Origin of the sequence: Fibrella musci, assembly GCF_041321105.1 — a bacterium.
In the GTDB taxonomy this organism is placed as follows: domain Bacteria; phylum Bacteroidota; class Bacteroidia; order Cytophagales; family Spirosomataceae; genus Fibrella; species Fibrella musci.
This window is the reverse complement of sequence record NZ_JBGGWD010000001.1, coordinates 1228362-1243356: the sequence shown is the minus strand read 5'-3', so window position 1 is coordinate 1243356 and position 14995 is coordinate 1228362. Positions and strand designations below refer to the sequence as shown.

19 protein-coding genes are annotated in these 14995 nt (G+C 53.4%); 18 read left to right on the top strand and 1 reads right to left on the bottom strand.

Features of this window, described 5'->3' with window-relative positions; translation table 11 throughout:
- Positions 1 to 84: 84 nt before the first annotated feature.
- The 11 genes from ACAW74_RS05045 (at position 85) to ACAW74_RS04995 (ending at position 7178) form a co-directional block, all read left to right on the top strand.
- Complete coding sequence (locus tag ACAW74_RS05045) at positions 85 to 336, top strand: hypothetical protein (protein WP_370697099.1); 252 nt, start codon at positions 85 to 87, stop codon at positions 334 to 336.
- A gap of 90 nt (positions 337 to 426) precedes the next feature.
- Positions 427 to 1050: a hypothetical protein gene (locus ACAW74_RS05040; protein ID WP_370697098.1), complete on the top strand. Its 624-nt coding sequence runs from the start codon at positions 427 to 429 to the stop codon at positions 1048 to 1050.
- An 18-nt stretch (positions 1051 to 1068) separates the two neighbouring features.
- Positions 1069 to 1692, top strand: a complete 624-nt coding sequence (locus tag ACAW74_RS05035; protein ID WP_370697097.1) for a ParB N-terminal domain-containing protein — start codon at positions 1069 to 1071, stop codon at positions 1690 to 1692.
- Positions 1671 to 2414 carry a GREB1-related protein gene (locus ACAW74_RS05030; protein ID WP_370697096.1) on the top strand — a complete coding sequence of 248 codons (744 nt, stop codon included), beginning with the start codon at positions 1671 to 1673 and terminating at the stop codon, positions 2412 to 2414. Before ACAW74_RS05035 ends, ACAW74_RS05030 begins: the two co-directional genes overlap by 22 nt.
- Before the next feature lie 56 nt (positions 2415 to 2470).
- Positions 2471 to 4228 carry a hypothetical protein gene (locus ACAW74_RS05025; RefSeq protein ID WP_370697095.1) on the top strand — a complete coding sequence of 586 codons (1758 nt, stop codon included), beginning with the start codon at positions 2471 to 2473 and terminating at the stop codon, positions 4226 to 4228.
- A 95-nt stretch (positions 4229 to 4323) separates the two neighbouring features.
- A complete protein-coding gene (locus ACAW74_RS05020; protein WP_370697094.1) occupies positions 4324 to 4998 on the top strand; it encodes a hypothetical protein in 675 nt (224 codons plus the stop codon).
- A gap of 60 nt (positions 4999 to 5058) precedes the next feature.
- Complete coding sequence (locus tag ACAW74_RS05015; protein ID WP_370697093.1) at positions 5059 to 5868, top strand: N-6 DNA methylase; 810 nt, start codon at positions 5059 to 5061, stop codon at positions 5866 to 5868.
- A 109-nt stretch (positions 5869 to 5977) separates the two neighbouring features.
- Positions 5978 to 6136 carry a hypothetical protein gene (locus ACAW74_RS05010; protein WP_370697092.1) on the top strand — a complete coding sequence of 53 codons (159 nt, stop codon included), beginning with the start codon at positions 5978 to 5980 and terminating at the stop codon, positions 6134 to 6136.
- A 55-nt stretch (positions 6137 to 6191) separates the two neighbouring features.
- Positions 6192 to 6359 (top strand): hypothetical protein, encoded by a 168-nt coding sequence (locus ACAW74_RS05005; RefSeq protein WP_370697091.1) that lies wholly within the window; start codon positions 6192 to 6194, stop codon positions 6357 to 6359.
- Between the two features lie 70 nt (positions 6360 to 6429).
- A complete protein-coding gene (locus ACAW74_RS05000; RefSeq protein ID WP_370697090.1) occupies positions 6430 to 6609 on the top strand; it encodes a SymE family type I addiction module toxin in 180 nt (59 codons plus the stop codon).
- Positions 6606 to 7178 carry an AAA family ATPase gene (locus tag ACAW74_RS04995; protein ID WP_370697089.1) on the top strand — a complete coding sequence of 191 codons (573 nt, stop codon included), beginning with the start codon at positions 6606 to 6608 and terminating at the stop codon, positions 7176 to 7178. Before ACAW74_RS05000 ends, ACAW74_RS04995 begins: the two co-directional genes overlap by 4 nt.
- 205 nt (positions 7179 to 7383) lie before the next feature.
- On the opposite strand, the gene ACAW74_RS04990 is transcribed toward ACAW74_RS04995, so the two are convergent.
- The gene (locus ACAW74_RS04990) at positions 7384 to 8406 is read right to left on the bottom strand and encodes a DUF4062 domain-containing protein (RefSeq protein ID WP_370697088.1); all 1023 of its coding nucleotides are present in this window, start codon (positions 8404 to 8406) and stop codon (positions 7384 to 7386) included.
- Positions 8407 to 8500: 94 nt separating this feature from the next.
- Here ACAW74_RS04990 and ACAW74_RS04985 point away from each other — a divergent pair, with 94 nt between their 5' ends.
- The 7 genes from ACAW74_RS04985 to ACAW74_RS04955 all read left to right on the top strand — a co-directional run bounded on the left by ACAW74_RS04985 (position 8501) and on the right by ACAW74_RS04955 (position 14863).
- Complete coding sequence (locus ACAW74_RS04985; RefSeq protein ID WP_370697087.1) at positions 8501 to 9025, top strand: hypothetical protein; 525 nt, start codon at positions 8501 to 8503, stop codon at positions 9023 to 9025.
- Complete coding sequence (locus ACAW74_RS04980) at positions 9018 to 10577, top strand: terminase large subunit domain-containing protein (RefSeq protein WP_370697086.1); 1560 nt, start codon at positions 9018 to 9020, stop codon at positions 10575 to 10577. Before ACAW74_RS04985 ends, ACAW74_RS04980 begins: the two co-directional genes overlap by 8 nt.
- Before the next feature lie 335 nt (positions 10578 to 10912).
- A complete protein-coding gene (locus ACAW74_RS04975) occupies positions 10913 to 11209 on the top strand; it encodes a hypothetical protein (RefSeq protein WP_370697085.1) in 297 nt (98 codons plus the stop codon).
- The gene (locus tag ACAW74_RS04970; protein WP_370697084.1) at positions 11210 to 12544 is read left to right on the top strand and encodes a hypothetical protein; all 1335 of its coding nucleotides are present in this window, start codon (positions 11210 to 11212) and stop codon (positions 12542 to 12544) included. It begins immediately after the preceding gene.
- Positions 12541 to 13533 carry a DUF6712 family protein gene (locus tag ACAW74_RS04965; protein WP_370697083.1) on the top strand — a complete coding sequence of 331 codons (993 nt, stop codon included), beginning with the start codon at positions 12541 to 12543 and terminating at the stop codon, positions 13531 to 13533. Before ACAW74_RS04970 ends, ACAW74_RS04965 begins: the two co-directional genes overlap by 4 nt.
- Positions 13534 to 13559: 26 nt before the next feature.
- A complete protein-coding gene (locus ACAW74_RS04960) occupies positions 13560 to 14363 on the top strand; it encodes a hypothetical protein (RefSeq protein ID WP_370697082.1) in 804 nt (267 codons plus the stop codon).
- On the top strand, positions 14255 to 14863 hold the full coding sequence (locus tag ACAW74_RS04955) for a hypothetical protein (protein WP_370697224.1): 609 nt from the start codon (positions 14255 to 14257) through the stop codon (positions 14861 to 14863). Before ACAW74_RS04960 ends, ACAW74_RS04955 begins: the two co-directional genes overlap by 109 nt.
- Positions 14864 to 14995: the final 132 nt, after the last annotated feature.

Genomic DNA, 14995 nt, shown 5'->3' with positions numbered 1-14995 from the left:
CAAGACACGTCGGTTGGCACGCCGTTGTGAGTACGGCACGGTCACTTACCAAGTGAATGTTAGCAGTGACCAACCGACTCCCATATGCCCATTCCTGCGCCCGAAGGGTTTACCGACCTGCGTGTTCATCTGCACGAGGCGGGCGTGGATGCGGCTCACCTCAGCTTCGTGTTGGAGCGTTATCTGGAAACTCCCGATAATATGCCCCGGAGCGATTGGTCTACCGACGTGCAGGCCGAGCACCAGGCCTGGGCTTACCGAGAAGCGGTCGGGACCTTCCAACAAATGATCGTCGATAAGCCTGATGATGGCAATGGCGACGACGACGAGGCCTAATGCCCGTCCTACCCTCACCCGATCCGGTGGGGGTTTTTTGTTGGCATGAATCTTCAGGATCACATTCGCCAGCAAAAAGCCACCGTACAAATGCTAGAATCGCTCGTAGGGGCGCGACGTGCATCCCAGATGGAGTTAGATGGGGCTAAGGCGCGTTTGGCCGATCTGGAGGCGCAGAGAGACTTTAAACCACTTCAGGAGCCCCAACCGCGAGTTGACCAGCCGCAGGCCCATGCTCCTGACCTGGAAGGGCCAACGGTGAGTGGTGATGAGTACGCCCGACTCCAGGCCGAAATGTCCGCTGAAGCCGATGGGCTGAACCGGAAAATGGCCGGCCTCAGCAACCAGTTGTACCAGGTACCTGACGGGGTGGCTTGCCCGGAACTGACCGGCCCAATTCTGGACCTCAAAGCGCAGATTGAGGTGATCTGGGACCGCAAACGCTACTTGGAGCGTAACCGGCGGTTGCCTGATGAGAAGCCAGTCGAAAAGCGGGATGCCGAACTGCCGCAGCTGCCGGGTGATGATCCAGACGGTCCGCCGCGCGGCCGCTATGAACTGGCCTACCAGAAGCGGCGGCTGATCGATCAGAAATCGAAGCTGAAGAAAAAGCTGGAGAACCCGAAGGCCAAACTAGCCAAACGCACGGAGTGGGAGCAGGAGCTGGCCGCGTGTGAGCTGAAGATTCAGGAAATGGACTTTAAACTGAGTTAGTCAACGTAGTTAGCACCCATGTTAGAGAAATTAGCTTGGACAACGCAGCAACGCAAGGTCGTTGATCTGTTGCCCTACGAGTACAACCCGCGCAAGATGACGGCCCAGCAGAGCCGCAAGCTGCGCGAGAGCCTGGAGAAGTTTGGGCTGGTTGAGATCCCGGTCATTAATGCCGATGGCGTCCTGCTGGCCGGCCACCAACGTTGCAAAGCGATGGTGGCGCTGGGGCGGGGTGATGAACTGGTCGACGTGCGCGTACCGAACCGGCAGCTGACCGATGCCGAGTTCAAGGAATACAACGTGGCCAGCAATGCCATCAAAGGGGATTGGGTCGACGAACTGCTGCGGGAGCATTTCGCGGAGGTCGATCTGGCTGATTTCGGCATTAGCCTGGCGGATGTGGAGCAGCTGCACGAGCAGACCAGCGCCAAAGCCGACGTACCTGAACTGCCGATCGTGGCCAAGTTCTCGGAGCAGTACAGCGCGGTCGTGATCATCTGTACAAACGCCATCGACGCCAACCATGTGGCGGAGGTTTTGCAGCTTTCCGAGGCTAAAAGCTACAAATCAGACCGGGTAGGCCGTACCAGCGTCATTCACGCCAAGCAGTTCATCGACGCATGGAAAGCTGCAAAATCGTAATTCCGAGCCACAAGCGGGCCACGCGGGTACGTACCTCGGCGGTGGTCGAGAACACGATCATCTGCGTGCCGGACGCTCAGGCCGACGACTACCGGCGTAATAATCCGGGCTGCGAGATTGTCACACACCCGGACTCGGTGATCGGGCTGGCCAGAAAGCGCGACTGGATCATTCGGCACTTTGGCTCGGTGTTCATGCTCGACGATGACATTGCCTCAATGCAGCGCGTGTACGCCGAGCCGGGGGAGCCATCGAAAGTTGACCCAGCCACGGCCTACGCCATCATTCAGGCCACGGCGGATGCCTGCCGTCAGGCCGGGGCGTATCTGTTTTCCTTCAGCCACGTGCCGGCACCGGTGCTGTACAACCCGATGGCGCCGATTGATCTGGCCGGCTACCATACCGGTTGCGCCCATGGTGTGCTATCAGGGTCGAAGCTGTGGTACAGCCCGGAAATCAAGGTCAACGAAGATTACTGGATCAGCTGTTTGAATGCCTACGAGCACCGGCTCAGCTGGAAGGACACCCGGTTTTACTTTGCTCAGAAAGAGACATTCGTTAATCCGGGTGGGCTGTCCGAGTTTAGAAATGTGGACGCTGAACAGCACGATTTTGAATTGTTACAGCGAGTATTTGGGTCAGATATCGTTACTTTGAAAAAGGCATCAGCTAAATCGCAATTAAAACACAAATTTCAAAAGACTTTAAAACTACCTTTCTAATTAATACAACTAGCACTATTCCCATAGATGGGGATAGTGCTAAAATAAAAGATGCTATGAAAATGATAATCCGCCTTGAATTTAAAGACGTATTTCCTGATGAAGAAATTCAAAGCATCGATTCATATCTTGCTAGCGTAAATAATGAAGATATAGTTAGAATCTCTGCTCATATCATCGCAGGAGTCAGTCACTTAGAAAAATGGAGTAATTGGGAGTGGTTATTGAATGGAACTTGGTTTAGTGAAAAGAACAAAGATTTTGCGACGAAACTTTATAGGAAAATTAAGTTACTTGATTTTAAAAATGGCTCAATCAATGAAACAACCCACTCATTTGTCAGTAAAATAGACTCTTTGTATTTTTTAGAGTATGCCCTAGGTCTTAACATAAATACAAATAATAGAACTGTTAGGCCAGAAGAAGCAGAAATCAATTTATTTAAGGCTTTATTACTCGTAAACAGAGACCAAAATGTAAAGCACAATAGTGGATACAGTAAAATAAGCGAATCAGATTTAGATGCCGGTGTGCAATTTTTTACGCCGATTTCTGTAGCAGAACGAGAATTTATGGATGATAGCCCATTTCTCATTTACTACACATTGACAGCACAATTAGCAAAGGCCTTGTATTGCTTTCAATTTTTTTCGGAAAGCAATAAAGAAATATTGAATGTATTTTATGAAAAATATTCTTGCAAAGATTTCAATGAGTACATAAATGCATTTTCGAGGATTATAAATTGGATATTTATAAATCAAAATTATTCTGATGGTTTTAGTCCTGTTGTTTTCGAAATAGATGATAGTATGATAGGATTTATGGAAAATTTTATTATATCATCGACTATTTATGACGATATAGATTTTATAGCCTTGAGAACAAGACCAATTATAAAATATGACGATAAGTCATACATGGTTGTATACGATTTATTTGTAATCCAAAAGATATACAATGGTTTATACTTTGAATTGAAAGAAATATATGATTTGATAGGTGAGCGTAAGAAACCACTTTTTAGACAATACTTTACAACTGAGTTTTCAGAAAAATTTTTACTCTATAATGTAATGCAATCTATTTATTCAAAACGAAGCTATATCCAGTTTAGTGGAACAGAAATTGAGAAATATACTTTAGGCGGTGCAGATTATTATATTAGAAATGGTAATAAAGTTTTTTTGTTTGAAAACAAAGACATATTTATTAGTGGAAAGGTAAAGACCTCCTATTCGATGAAAAATATTGCATCTACAATAGACGAAAAACTCGTTAATGTAAAGGGCCTGCCCCAAATAATAAACAATATTAAAATGATTCTAAATGGTATCTACAAATTTGACATCGGCTTAAAACAGAGCAAATGTATTATATACCCAATACTGGTTATACACGACAGTAGCCTTAATGCCGTTGGTATAAATACTTACCTAAACAATAAATTCAAATCAATGTTGTATAAAATGGAAAATGAAGGATATGATATAAAAAAAATCAAGTCGCTAACCGTAATAAATATAGACACTTTAATAATACTCAGAGACGCAATTTCTTCGAAAAGGATAATATTAGAAACTGCTATTGACGAATATAATAAGTATTTAAAGAAAGCAAAATCAAAACTCAATAATAACAAATTTACTATTTCACAAATTGGCAGTTACGAATATGCATCAGCTGTATCATTCGACGATTTTTTATTGACTGTATATGTTAAGGATAATAAAATTAGTATATCAAATGAAATGAAAAAATGGTTTAAGAATAGCTTTCTGATCGATTACAATAAAATAGACCGCAACAATTAGAAAGTTTATTTTAAAAAATAGAAAAACATTGCATTGTTAATCCGCCTTGCTGGGAGAATATACAGGGGATGTTCAACTCCAATATATCTCAGACAATGGAAGCGCAAGCGACCCGCAGAAACCGTGATCGGTTCATGACCACCACCGGCAAAAGCGAAGCCGATTACAACGAGTGGGCCAGCCAGGTAGGCCGGCAGATGCACATTAACAACCTCGACCGGTTGATTTGCGCCCAGCTGGGCATCTACACCGTGGCGCATCTGGCTCAGCTGCCCACCCTGCTCCCGGAAGGCGTAGAGAGTGAAGCGCAGGAAACGAGTTATTTGCTCGAGAACTCGGTCAACCCGCTGGAACTGGCCCGCCTGTGGCAGCGCGTTCGCATCGATGCGACGATGTACCTGTCTGCCGAAACGGTCCTCAACGAGTACCTGAAGCCGTTCCCCAAAGACAACTTCGAGCGCTGGGGCGATCGCAACCACCTGGGCGACGTTTCGAAAAGCTGGTTCAAAAAGACCGGGATCGAGTTGGATGTGCAGCTTCAGGAAATCAACGAGGTGGCTCCCATTCCGGTGACCATGGAGGATATAATCCAGTTCGTCAAAAGCTGGAAGCCGGGCGGGTTCGTCTCGCCGCTCCAGTGGCAGCTGACCCACATCGAAAGCCGGTTTCAGGGGCTGACCACCTTCCGCATCAAGGATTACTACGCCGAGCACCTGCTGAAGATGGCCCAACTTGTTCACCCGGCCCTGACCGATACCGTTCCCTTCTGATCACCACGCCCCCGCAGCGGCGGACCGTGCCCATCCGGCGGGGCTTTTTCATTTACTGCGATGCCGAAATCAACCGACGTGCCGCACGAGCTGCGGGCGCTCAACAAGGTATTTTCTACGAACGACTATAAATGGGATTATGCGGACTCGTTCCGCGATTGGGTCGACTTTCTGGTGGAGGCCTTCATGCCGGTCCGTCAGACGGATCGCCGCCCGAGCGAATGCGAGCGGCTGAAGCAGAAGCACGGTTCGCTCGACTGGTTTACCGACATGACCCGCGAATGGTTGCTGGTGCAACAGAAAATGGTCGTTGGGGATGGTCCGGGCGACTGGTACGATGCGCTGGGTACGTTCTACGAGGTCATTGCACCCAACTCCAAGAAGGGTGTCTTGGGTCAATTTTTCACGCCCCCGGAGGTCTGCGATATGATCACCATGATAACGGGATTCACGCCCGATCTGAAGGGGCAAGGCCTCAGCATCCAGGACCCATGCAGCGGCTCCGGGCGGATGCTGCTGGCGGCTCATACCTCGGCTCCGGGCAACTACCAGTACGCCGCCGATCTGGACCGCATCTGTGCCAAGATGTCGGCCGTCAATATGTGCCTGCACGGCTGCGTGGGGCAGGCGGTGTGCATGAACTCACTGACGCCGGATGACTGGTTTTTCGGCTACAACATCAACCCGCGCCTGAACCGTACAGGCTGTCCGAGCATCGAGCCGATCACCAAAGAGCAGTGCCGGGCGTGGCGCTTGTGGCAGGCCGAAAAGGCTGCCTGGGAGGAAAAAAAGCGCGTCGACCCGAAAGCGCCAGCACCCGTACCACCCGCGGCTAAATCGGTCCAGATGGGGCAACTGAGCCTGTTTTAGGGCTGAAAAAAACGAAAAATATTTCAGGATTGCCGAATTGTACATCCGATCTGCTGGGAGAATATACAGAGGTAGTCGAGACACATAACCCCCTGACTACGAAGCTAAAATGTTCACGTTCAAAATCCATTTTCAGGAACCCTGCGGTTTGGAAGGCTGCACCTCGTTCCAGTGCCAATTGATGGCCACAGCCATCGCCATGTTTGAGCAGGAGTACCCTGGCTGCCTGCTCCAGTTCGTCACCTTTACCCTAAACCGCCCCTACTAAGATGTATATCCGCAAGCCCGAACGCGGGACCGCCCGGAAATTCGAGAACCCGAAGATGACAAAGAAGAAAACGCTGCTGCGGCACGTGATGAGGGAGGCGCATCGCCTGTGGAAGAAACGTATCTGGCTGTTCTTCGGAGAATGCCTGCGTGATGCGTGGATGAACATCCGATCGGGGATGCGGAAGAAAACGATCAACGTGGCTCAGGTGAGCCTGTTCTAAACAAATGAGGGCCGGTGCTTGCGACACCGGCCCTCGGTCTAAGCTAGGATGTTCACTTCCAATTCAGACGATGCAAAGTAAACGAAAAATCGGCGCAATGACGCGCAAAAATGCCCGCCGCCAATTGGTGTGGTTCCCAGCCCTGCAACTGGCTGGCCAGTGGATGACCCAGGCCGGGTTTGAGATCGGCCAGCAGGTCATGGTAACAATCGAAAACGGTAAAATCATCATTCATCAGTTTGAGCTATGAGTAAGTACGAAATAAAGACCAAGAAGGGGTACGACTTTTACGAGGTCAGCAGTGCCATGCAAAAGTGCATCCGTCGGGATCGGGAGCAGGAAGCGCTCTTCTGGGCGGTGGAGCTATATGATTCGGGGTTCGTGGAATACGCTTGGAAGCGGCTGCGGATCATGTGCAGCGAAGATATTGGGCTGGCTGAGCCGGGGATGCCCGCGCAGATTTGGGCGCTCTACCGGATGCATCAGGAACAGGCCAAAAAGAAGGAGGACAAAAACGAGCCTCAGCGGCTGTTTCTGACGCACGCGGTCCTGCTGCTGTGCCGCGCCAGAAAGTCGCGTATGATCGACTGGACGCTTATCTGGGCGTGGCTCACCCACCCATTTAGGATGCTGGAGATACCTGACTTTGCGCTCGATAAGCACAACGAACGGGGTAGGCGGCTCAAACGCAGCTGGGCGCATTTCTTCGACGAGGGAACGCAGCTGCATCCGCATCACGACGTGGACGGTGAGTCGGAAATGCGGATGAATGCCATGGAGGCCATCAGCGACCCCAGTGGTAGAAGTTTGTTTGAGTAGGGTTTCATAATGCACAGAAGGGGCTACTACTTGTAGCCCCTTCTGTGCATTATTTGTTATATCAGAAATTCTCCTTGGGCTGCTGGTAGGTCATAGTCCGGATAGTTAGTATATCAATATATGCTCCAGAATATTCCTTTAACGCTCATAACGCGTGGAATAAAATAGCATTGGCCCTGAGAAGGATCACGATCTGTACCCAAAATTACGGCCTAAATAAATCGTAGCCAGTAGATTTGAACTCTGTTATAATAGGCTGCAATACACCCATGTTCGTCGAATGCTTTATCTTCAAGCAAAATGTCAAACCACTTTTGTTGATTCCGTAGACAGGTTTTGAGCCGAATCCCTGAGGTGATATTGACACTAAATCTAATTCGTGTAATTGATTTAATATTCCGCCTTCATTATCGTCAGATGCTACCAGTCCAGTTCTGGGTAATACTAAATACCAAAGCCATAAATAATCTGCGGCGCTGATGTAGTGGCAATTTTGGTTGAAAGAGAATTTAATTGTTTTTGCCAATTCTAGACCTTGTTCCGAAAAACAAAGTTCAGTACTGTACTGATTAAGGAGCTCTATAGTTTGATCAAAGCTTAATCCACCATATTTATTGCTATCATCAGGTAAGTTTCTTAATCGTTCTCTAAGTTGGCCATTTTCTTTAACGAGTTGAGCAAGCTGCTCTGCGACTTCCTGATTTGCGTCTGTCGCTCGTATCCAACCTGTGAGGCCTGGCTTGCGCTCAATCTCCGATATAGATTCTCTGGTATGTAGTTTAATTTGGTCTATATTCTCTGGGAACTTGACCATGTTGCGTTTTACTATTGACGTGAATTCTTCCAATTCACGAGCGTGTTTCTTCTCCAGCACCACTTGGCGAGTTTGCTGAGCGACCTTCTCATCGATGAATTTTTCATGCAAGACGAGCGCAAAAGTGGGCTTACCAACCTTCGTAGCGTATTCATACTCGAGCTGGGTGTAGCTTTTTCCAGAGTTAGGTTCTACACTGCCGTATCGACCGCCGATCAGGAGCATATAGGCGTCTGACTCGTCTATCCAATCATAGATTACTTTCATCTGCTCTTCGCTCCCAGCAGTGAATAATTCCATACCAGCAGGTATGTGACCTGCCGTTAGAATGGCCATTACGGCAGCTTGGCGTTCATCAATTAGATCAGTGAATGTAGAGGAGACAAATATTTGCAGTTTACGTGTTTGTGCCATGATTCTATTAAGGAGTGAACATTTTCAAATGTAGTGAAAGCGTCCTACCCTGCTAGCGAGGTACGGGTCAATTTTGACCCGTACCTCGTTTTTTATGCTGCCCCTACCTTCTCCCCAACTGCCTGACAAGTCGGGCGACCAGAAAAAGGCCGAAAAGCTCGACAAGTTCCGGGATCACCTGCTGCACCAGACGCACCTGACGCCCAAAGAGGAGCTGATGCTGGAGAAGTACCGCAAAGCCTTTGCCTGGCGCTGTAAGCTGTTTTCGCCCCAGCAGTGCGTCTCGATGCTCATGCAGGAATACAGTATCAAGTACTCGCAGGCCTACCAGATCATGAGCGAGTCGACGAAACTCTACGGGAAAGTGGAGGACATCGACAAAGCAGGTACCACTAAAATCCTGATCGAAACGCTGTACGTGGCCATGAGCCTGGCCGTGAAAGACAAGAACGCCGAGGCCATCATTGCCGCCACGCGGGAGATTGCCAAACTCACCAAGCTGCACGTCGACGAGATCCCGATGTCGATCGACGAGCTGATGCCCGCGCGGGTGGCCAAGTACGTGCAGAACAACGTCACGGTGAACAACTACGGCCCGGAGAGCCCAACCAATGAGTAAGGAGGCGGTCATTCGGCTCAACTCGAAGCAGCTGCTGTTTCACCAGTCCGTAACGGGGAACCAAGCCGATTTTGTCAAAAACGGACAGGCCTACCAAAGTGGCTTTCGGGCCACATTTCAGGGTGGGCGGGCATCGGGCAAAAGCCGGGTACTCCAGCACCTGATTGCCGAATCGGCCTTTCAGCTGCCCCGCGCGAAAGCCGGGCTGGCGGGTCTGACCTTCCGGCAGGTGCAGGACATCATTCTGAGCCAGGCATCGGCCGTGTTCGAGGAGCACGGCCTGTACGAATACAACTCTAAAACCGGGTACGGGCAGTACGTGATCAACCGCCGCCCGCCCGATCACTGGCGCAATGCGCTCAACACGGTACGTACCTACGACAACTGCCTGGTCTTTGCCAATGGCTACACCGTGCAGTTTGTCTCAGCCGATCGGCCCGAAACGATAAGGGGTGCCAACTTCGATCAGCTCTATATCGACGAGTCGGCCACCATCAAAGAGGAGTTTTACAATAAGGTGCTACGCCCAACGGTCCGGGCCAACAAATCCATCTACCGCGACCCCCGGCCCGGACGCAAAGGCTTCAACCACCCGCTGCACTGGCTCATCACCGACTACACCAGCGTACCCTGGACGCCCCAGGGTAACTGGATATTCAAGACCGAGGAGCTGATGCCCCAGAACCCCAGTAAGTACTTTTTCATGCAGTCGACGGCCTACGATAACCTGGACTTTCTGCCGGGCAGCTTCATCGAGGATCAGCGGGAGACCTGCGGCGACGAGCTAACGTTTAACATGGAGATACTCAACCAACGTTTAACCACGGTGGGCCGGGGCTTTTACCACGCCCTGGATACAGCCAGGCACGTCTATAATGAGGGCTATGGCTACCAGTTCGACGAGGAGAAGCGGCTCTATGTCTCGGACCGCACCGATTACGATCCAACCAAAGAACTCGACACCTCATGGGATTTTAACGCGGCCTTTACATCCCTGATCGTAGGGCAGGACCATCGCTCCGAATACAGGCTGGTCAACGAACTATGGGTAACCAATGCCACCGAAACCCTCGTGGAGAAATTGGCTACCACCTTTGCGGACAAATACCAGGCTCACAAAAAGAAAGTGGTCAACATCTATGGCGACAACGGTGGCAATAAGAAAGACCCTGGCCGAACGCGCACCTACGTTGAACTACTCAAAGGTATCCTCAAAGCCAAAGGCTGGACCGTCATTGACAAAGTCCAGTCTTCTTATCCGCCTTATCCTGTTCGGTATCGCGTTATCAATGCTTTACTACAGGAAACCAACACACGCATCCCCAAGATCAGGATCAACCATACCCGTTGTAAGTCCCTGCTGATTAGCCTACAGTCAGCCCCTGTGGATGGCACGACCTATGAGAAGGTCAAAGCCTCGGAGCAGAACAAAGCCCTGCCGCAGCAGTACGCTACGCACCTTAGCGACTGCTTCGATTATCTGCTCTATAAGCGCTTCGGCCAATACGTCACCGGCGGCGGCACCCGTCAGGGCGGCATCACCTTCCGCTAAGGCCAACTCCGCCCGGAACGCTCATCCTATCGGCCACTGCCCAGCGCCACCCCGCGCCAGGCAGTGGCCGACGTGTATGGTGTGTAACGTTACCCCCCATACCCCCCTCGGCATATATTCATTTTTTCGTTTTGGCGATCGCCCGTTTCGCTACAGCGCGGGCCTGCGAAGCGAGACAGCCGGAAAAATAGACCCCGGATTCGGGTGCAACTGCCTGACGGCCACCGCTGAGGTTTGCGGGCAGACCGGAAAAAGGGCGGAATGCCCATCCGTCTAGTTGCGTCCTACCCGCGCGAAGGGGCCAAACCGATCATTGTACCACCAAAACGGGGACAATGAGCGCAATCTATCTCTCACAAGTGCTGGCCAGCTACCGGGCGTCGGGCCTGTCGGGCCACTCGCCCTACTTCGAGCTGACCTACCGCAAAGCCGACGGCAGCTTCGGTCAGAAAACCGGCGTGCGGCGGCAGGCGGGCCAGCAGCCTACCGGTAAGAAAGACCTCACCAGCATTCGGCAGGAGAACCGGCAGGCCGGAAAGCTGCATCTGGTGGAGGCCTCCGGGCGGCAGTTTGAGTTGCACATTCCCCTGCTTGTCACATTCAACGGTCAGCGTATCGACCACCGTTTTTAGATGACTGCCAAGAGCAACCACCGCCCCGTCAAACTACTGACCCACGGCCCCAGCGCCATTGCCCAGCCGGTCGAAAACCAGCAGGACGGCAACTCGGTCAAAGCCGCCAACAAGCGCACCGTACAGGGTACGGTCTACAAGATTTACCCCTGGGGGAGCAACAACCAGCTGATCAACGACATGCTGGCCTTGTACCGTAGCAACGGCGACGTGATGAACCTGGTCCAAACCCGCGCGGACTTCCTGTTTGGGGCGGGCTGCGGCTGGTTTCGCCACCGCACCGAGAACGGAAAACTCATCCGGGAGCCGTACACCGACGCCAAGATTGAGGCGTTCGAGCAGGTCAACGACCTTCAGGAGCTGGTCAATACCCAGCTAACGTACCTGGTCGAGACGGGCAACGCCTTTGTCAACCACAGCCGGGACGGTGGCACGCTCACCCTCTCGGTGCGCGATAGCCTGACGGTGCGGGCGGTGGTGGCCACTAAAGGCTACGTCGATACCTGGCTGCTGGCTCCCGACTGGAGCCAGGCCAAAGCCAAAGACATCGTGGCCGTACCCGCCCTGACGCCGGAGAATGCCGCTACAGCGCCCGAAACGCTGCATCAGATCAAACGCCGGCAGAGTGGCCAGTTCTACTACGGGTTCCCGATCTGGTGGGCGTCGGCCGAATGGATTCGGCTGGCCAACCGGGTGCCGACCTTCCACAACAACGGGCTGGATACCGAGTACAACGCGGCCCGTATCTGTCGGGTAGCCGAGGATTATTTTACCAAGTTCGGCGGCGACACCGACGAGTCGCAAGAAGCCTTCCGGGAGAAGTTCTACGCCCAGATTGATAGCCTGCTGTTCGGCGGGGAAGGCAAGCGGCGGGTCATTTTCGACGAGTGCGCCATCGGTGGGGATGGCAAGATGACCCCCTGGATTCAGTTCGAGGACATCAAAACCCAGCTGACGGGCAAGGAGTACACCGAGTTGTACCAGATGGCGGTGACCGCCTTCGCCAATGCGTCGGGCATTCTCTCCGGGCTGGCCGGCGTAACAGACGGCAAGCAGCTGGGCGGCTCAGGCTCCGAGCTACGGGTATCCGCCGAATACCAGCAATTCTACCGCACCCCACGCGAGCGTCAGGCGATCGAAAGCTACTGGAACCGGCTCATCAAGCCCGAATTGGGCCTGCCGAGCGACGTGTATTTCGGCTTCAACAACATCCTGCTTGAAACACTCGACAAGGAAAAGTCCGGGTCGTCGAAAAAGGCGACGGGTTCCGGCGGCGGCGCGACTGATTCGGGAAACGAACAGGATACGAAAACCCCTAAACCGGCCCAAAAATGACCCTGATCAACGACATTGACACGCTGAAACGCTACCTGGGGCGGGCCATCAACAAGGCCACCACCTGGGCGTTTATTCAATCCTACGTCGAACTGGCGCAGTACGAGTACATCGTGCCGGCTATCGGCCCGGAAATGCTGGCTGAGCTACAAACGCAGGTGACGGCAAACACCCTGACGCCGGTCAACCGGTTGCTGCTGGAGTTGACCCAGAAAGCGCTGGCCTTTTACGCCTACCAGAAGTATTTGCCCTACAGCATCGGCAACGATGGCGACAACGGGATGCAGGAGCAGGGGACCAACGATACCAAGCCGGTTCGGATGGGCGTGCTCGATCTGCGGCGGCGGGAAACGGCGGAAAACGCCTCAAAGGCCATTGAGCAGGTGCTGGTGCAGCTATTCACCTTCGTGGAGCAATACCCCACCTGGAAAAGCTCGGACAGCTACCGCGACGCGCGGGGCCTGTTTATTGGTAACGCCACCGAACTGACAAAATCGCTGCCCCAGGCCGCAGGCAGTTACCGACTGTACACCTCGCTCAAAACGTATCTGGCCGATGCCGAACGCATGAGCATCACGTCATTGCTGGGCAAAGCGCAGTTCGACGCCCTGAAAGCGGCCCAGCTGGCGGGCAATCTCTCGACGGTTAACGCGGACCTGCTGGAAAAGGTAGGCAAGGCAGCGGCGACGGTGGCCTACGCCGAAGCGCTCTACAACCTCAACGTGGTGCAGACCCCCGGCGGTCAGCTGCGGATGCTCTCGGATTTCGATGGCATCTACAACCAGAAAGCCGTAACGGGCCACGAATTGGAGCAGGCCCAGCGCCGGGCCGATGGGCAGGCGGCGGCGAGTCTGAACAGCCTCAAATCGTTTCTGACCGCCAACGCCGAGGCCTATCCCCTCTACAAAAACAGTAGCAGCTACGCGGCCCCAGGCCCAAACGCACTGCCCGACAACAGCCGCTACCAGGGCGTCTTTCGGATGCGCTGACATAGACAATCTTCCTCTTTTTAACCATGAAAAACACCCCCAAAACCGACGTGGTAGCCCGTCAGAACACCCTCCGCCCCTCGCCGTTCACGGTCGAGCACCCCGAGGAAACCCCCGGCCCTGATGCCGAAGCGCAACTGACCGAAGTGTCGGCCGAAGAAAACGAGATCGCCCAGCAGCTGGAGGCACTCAACCAGCGCCGGGCCGAAGCCGCCCAGAAACGCCAGCAGGCCGAAGCCACGGCCCGCCAGGAGAAAGTCGATCAGCGGGCGGCGCTGCTGGAGGATGCTGCCGATTGGCGCGAAATCGCCCGCACCAGTGCCGACGAAGGGCGCGCAAAGGAGTATCTACGCAAGGCCCGCGCGGCGGAGGCCGAAGCCACCCGGCTGGGCGTCGAGTTGAACCTGATCGATCCGGCCACCGTGGCCGAAGCCGAGGCCAAACCCGCACCCCGGCCCATTTCGACGGGCAACGCCATCTGGCTCATCATCGGGCTGTTTCTGGCCTTTCTGGGCGCAACGTACCTGGTCGGTCAACCCATCGCCCAGGACCCCATGAACGCCATCGGCCAGTCGATGCTGGTCAACGCGCCCCTGCGTGGCCTGCTGGCCTTCACGCTCACCTTCGCCACGTTCCTGGTCTCGGTCTTTTTCATTCGTTTCTGCTTTCCTCAATTCTACCGCATATGGCACAATCGCGTCGATTCGGAGCGTTCGCTCGAATCCCTCATCCACGAAGCCCCCGCCTGGGTGGTCTTAGCCTGCTTGTTGGGCTTGTTCTATACGTTCATGCAGGTCTTTGCCAGCTACTACCAGGCCCTGTACGCGTAGCGACGCCCGGCCTAGACTCGCTGAACCGGGTACGTACCTGCGTGCTGGAAACCGCCGAGGGGCAAACCTTCGTGCAGGAGAAGACCAACAACAACGACCACCCGCAGATAGACGAATACTTTCGGGCCTGTGGCATCAAGCACCCGGAGCGCATGGCGGCTAGGACCAAACCCTACTGCGCGGCCTTCGTGGCGTGGGTCTTCATCCAGTGCAAGGTGCCGATGGGCAAAGGCTCTTGGACGGCGGTGGCCGCCTTCAACAACGTTCGGGCGCGGCACCTGAAGAAAGGGCAGACGCCGCTGCCGGCGGACGTGATCACCTACACGATCTGGTCCCACGCCGAACTGCTGAAGCACTGGCCTCCCGATCCCCGCGTCCGCATTTTCGTGGCCAACGGGGCCAACACCACCGCCGGTAACAACCGGCAGGGCGTGTACGCCAACATCCCGCGGCCTAAGTCCATCGTGCGGCATATCGTCCGCTTCATTCCTGAAACATGAAAAAGTTCTTCGATGAAAACGGCGTGGGGGTGGTCGTGATCGCGCTGCTGCTGCTGGTTGGCGTGGGCTACTACGTCCTGTCCGGCCCAAAGGCAGCGGCCCCCAAACGTCCGGCCACGGCGGGGTTCGACT

Coding starts and splice junctions, on each gene's coding strand:
- ACAW74_RS05045 (WP_370697099.1), top strand. CDS start 85: ATGCCCATTCCTGCGCCCGAAGGGTTTACCGACCTGCGTGTTCATCTG.
- ACAW74_RS05040 (WP_370697098.1), top strand. CDS start 427: ATGCTAGAATCGCTCGTAGGGGCGCGACGTGCATCCCAGATGGAGTTA.
- ACAW74_RS05035 (WP_370697097.1), top strand. CDS start 1,069: ATGTTAGAGAAATTAGCTTGGACAACGCAGCAACGCAAGGTCGTTGAT.
- ACAW74_RS05030 (WP_370697096.1), top strand. CDS start 1,671: ATGGAAAGCTGCAAAATCGTAATTCCGAGCCACAAGCGGGCCACGCGG.
- ACAW74_RS05025 (WP_370697095.1), top strand. CDS start 2,471: ATGAAAATGATAATCCGCCTTGAATTTAAAGACGTATTTCCTGATGAA.
- ACAW74_RS05020 (WP_370697094.1), top strand. CDS start 4,324: ATGGAAGCGCAAGCGACCCGCAGAAACCGTGATCGGTTCATGACCACC.
- ACAW74_RS05015 (WP_370697093.1), top strand. CDS start 5,059: ATGCCGAAATCAACCGACGTGCCGCACGAGCTGCGGGCGCTCAACAAG.
- ACAW74_RS05010 (WP_370697092.1), top strand. CDS start 5,978: ATGTTCACGTTCAAAATCCATTTTCAGGAACCCTGCGGTTTGGAAGGC.
- ACAW74_RS05005 (WP_370697091.1), top strand. CDS start 6,192: ATGACAAAGAAGAAAACGCTGCTGCGGCACGTGATGAGGGAGGCGCAT.
- ACAW74_RS05000 (WP_370697090.1), top strand. CDS start 6,430: ATGCAAAGTAAACGAAAAATCGGCGCAATGACGCGCAAAAATGCCCGC.
- ACAW74_RS04995 (WP_370697089.1), top strand. CDS start 6,606: ATGAGTAAGTACGAAATAAAGACCAAGAAGGGGTACGACTTTTACGAG.
- ACAW74_RS04990 (WP_370697088.1), bottom strand. CDS start 8,406: ATGGCACAAACACGTAAACTGCAAATATTTGTCTCCTCTACATTCACT.
- ACAW74_RS04985 (WP_370697087.1), top strand. CDS start 8,501: ATGCTGCCCCTACCTTCTCCCCAACTGCCTGACAAGTCGGGCGACCAG.
- ACAW74_RS04980 (WP_370697086.1), top strand. CDS start 9,018: ATGAGTAAGGAGGCGGTCATTCGGCTCAACTCGAAGCAGCTGCTGTTT.
- ACAW74_RS04975 (WP_370697085.1), top strand. CDS start 10,913: ATGAGCGCAATCTATCTCTCACAAGTGCTGGCCAGCTACCGGGCGTCG.
- ACAW74_RS04970 (WP_370697084.1), top strand. CDS start 11,210: ATGACTGCCAAGAGCAACCACCGCCCCGTCAAACTACTGACCCACGGC.
- ACAW74_RS04965 (WP_370697083.1), top strand. CDS start 12,541: ATGACCCTGATCAACGACATTGACACGCTGAAACGCTACCTGGGGCGG.
- ACAW74_RS04960 (WP_370697082.1), top strand. CDS start 13,560: ATGAAAAACACCCCCAAAACCGACGTGGTAGCCCGTCAGAACACCCTC.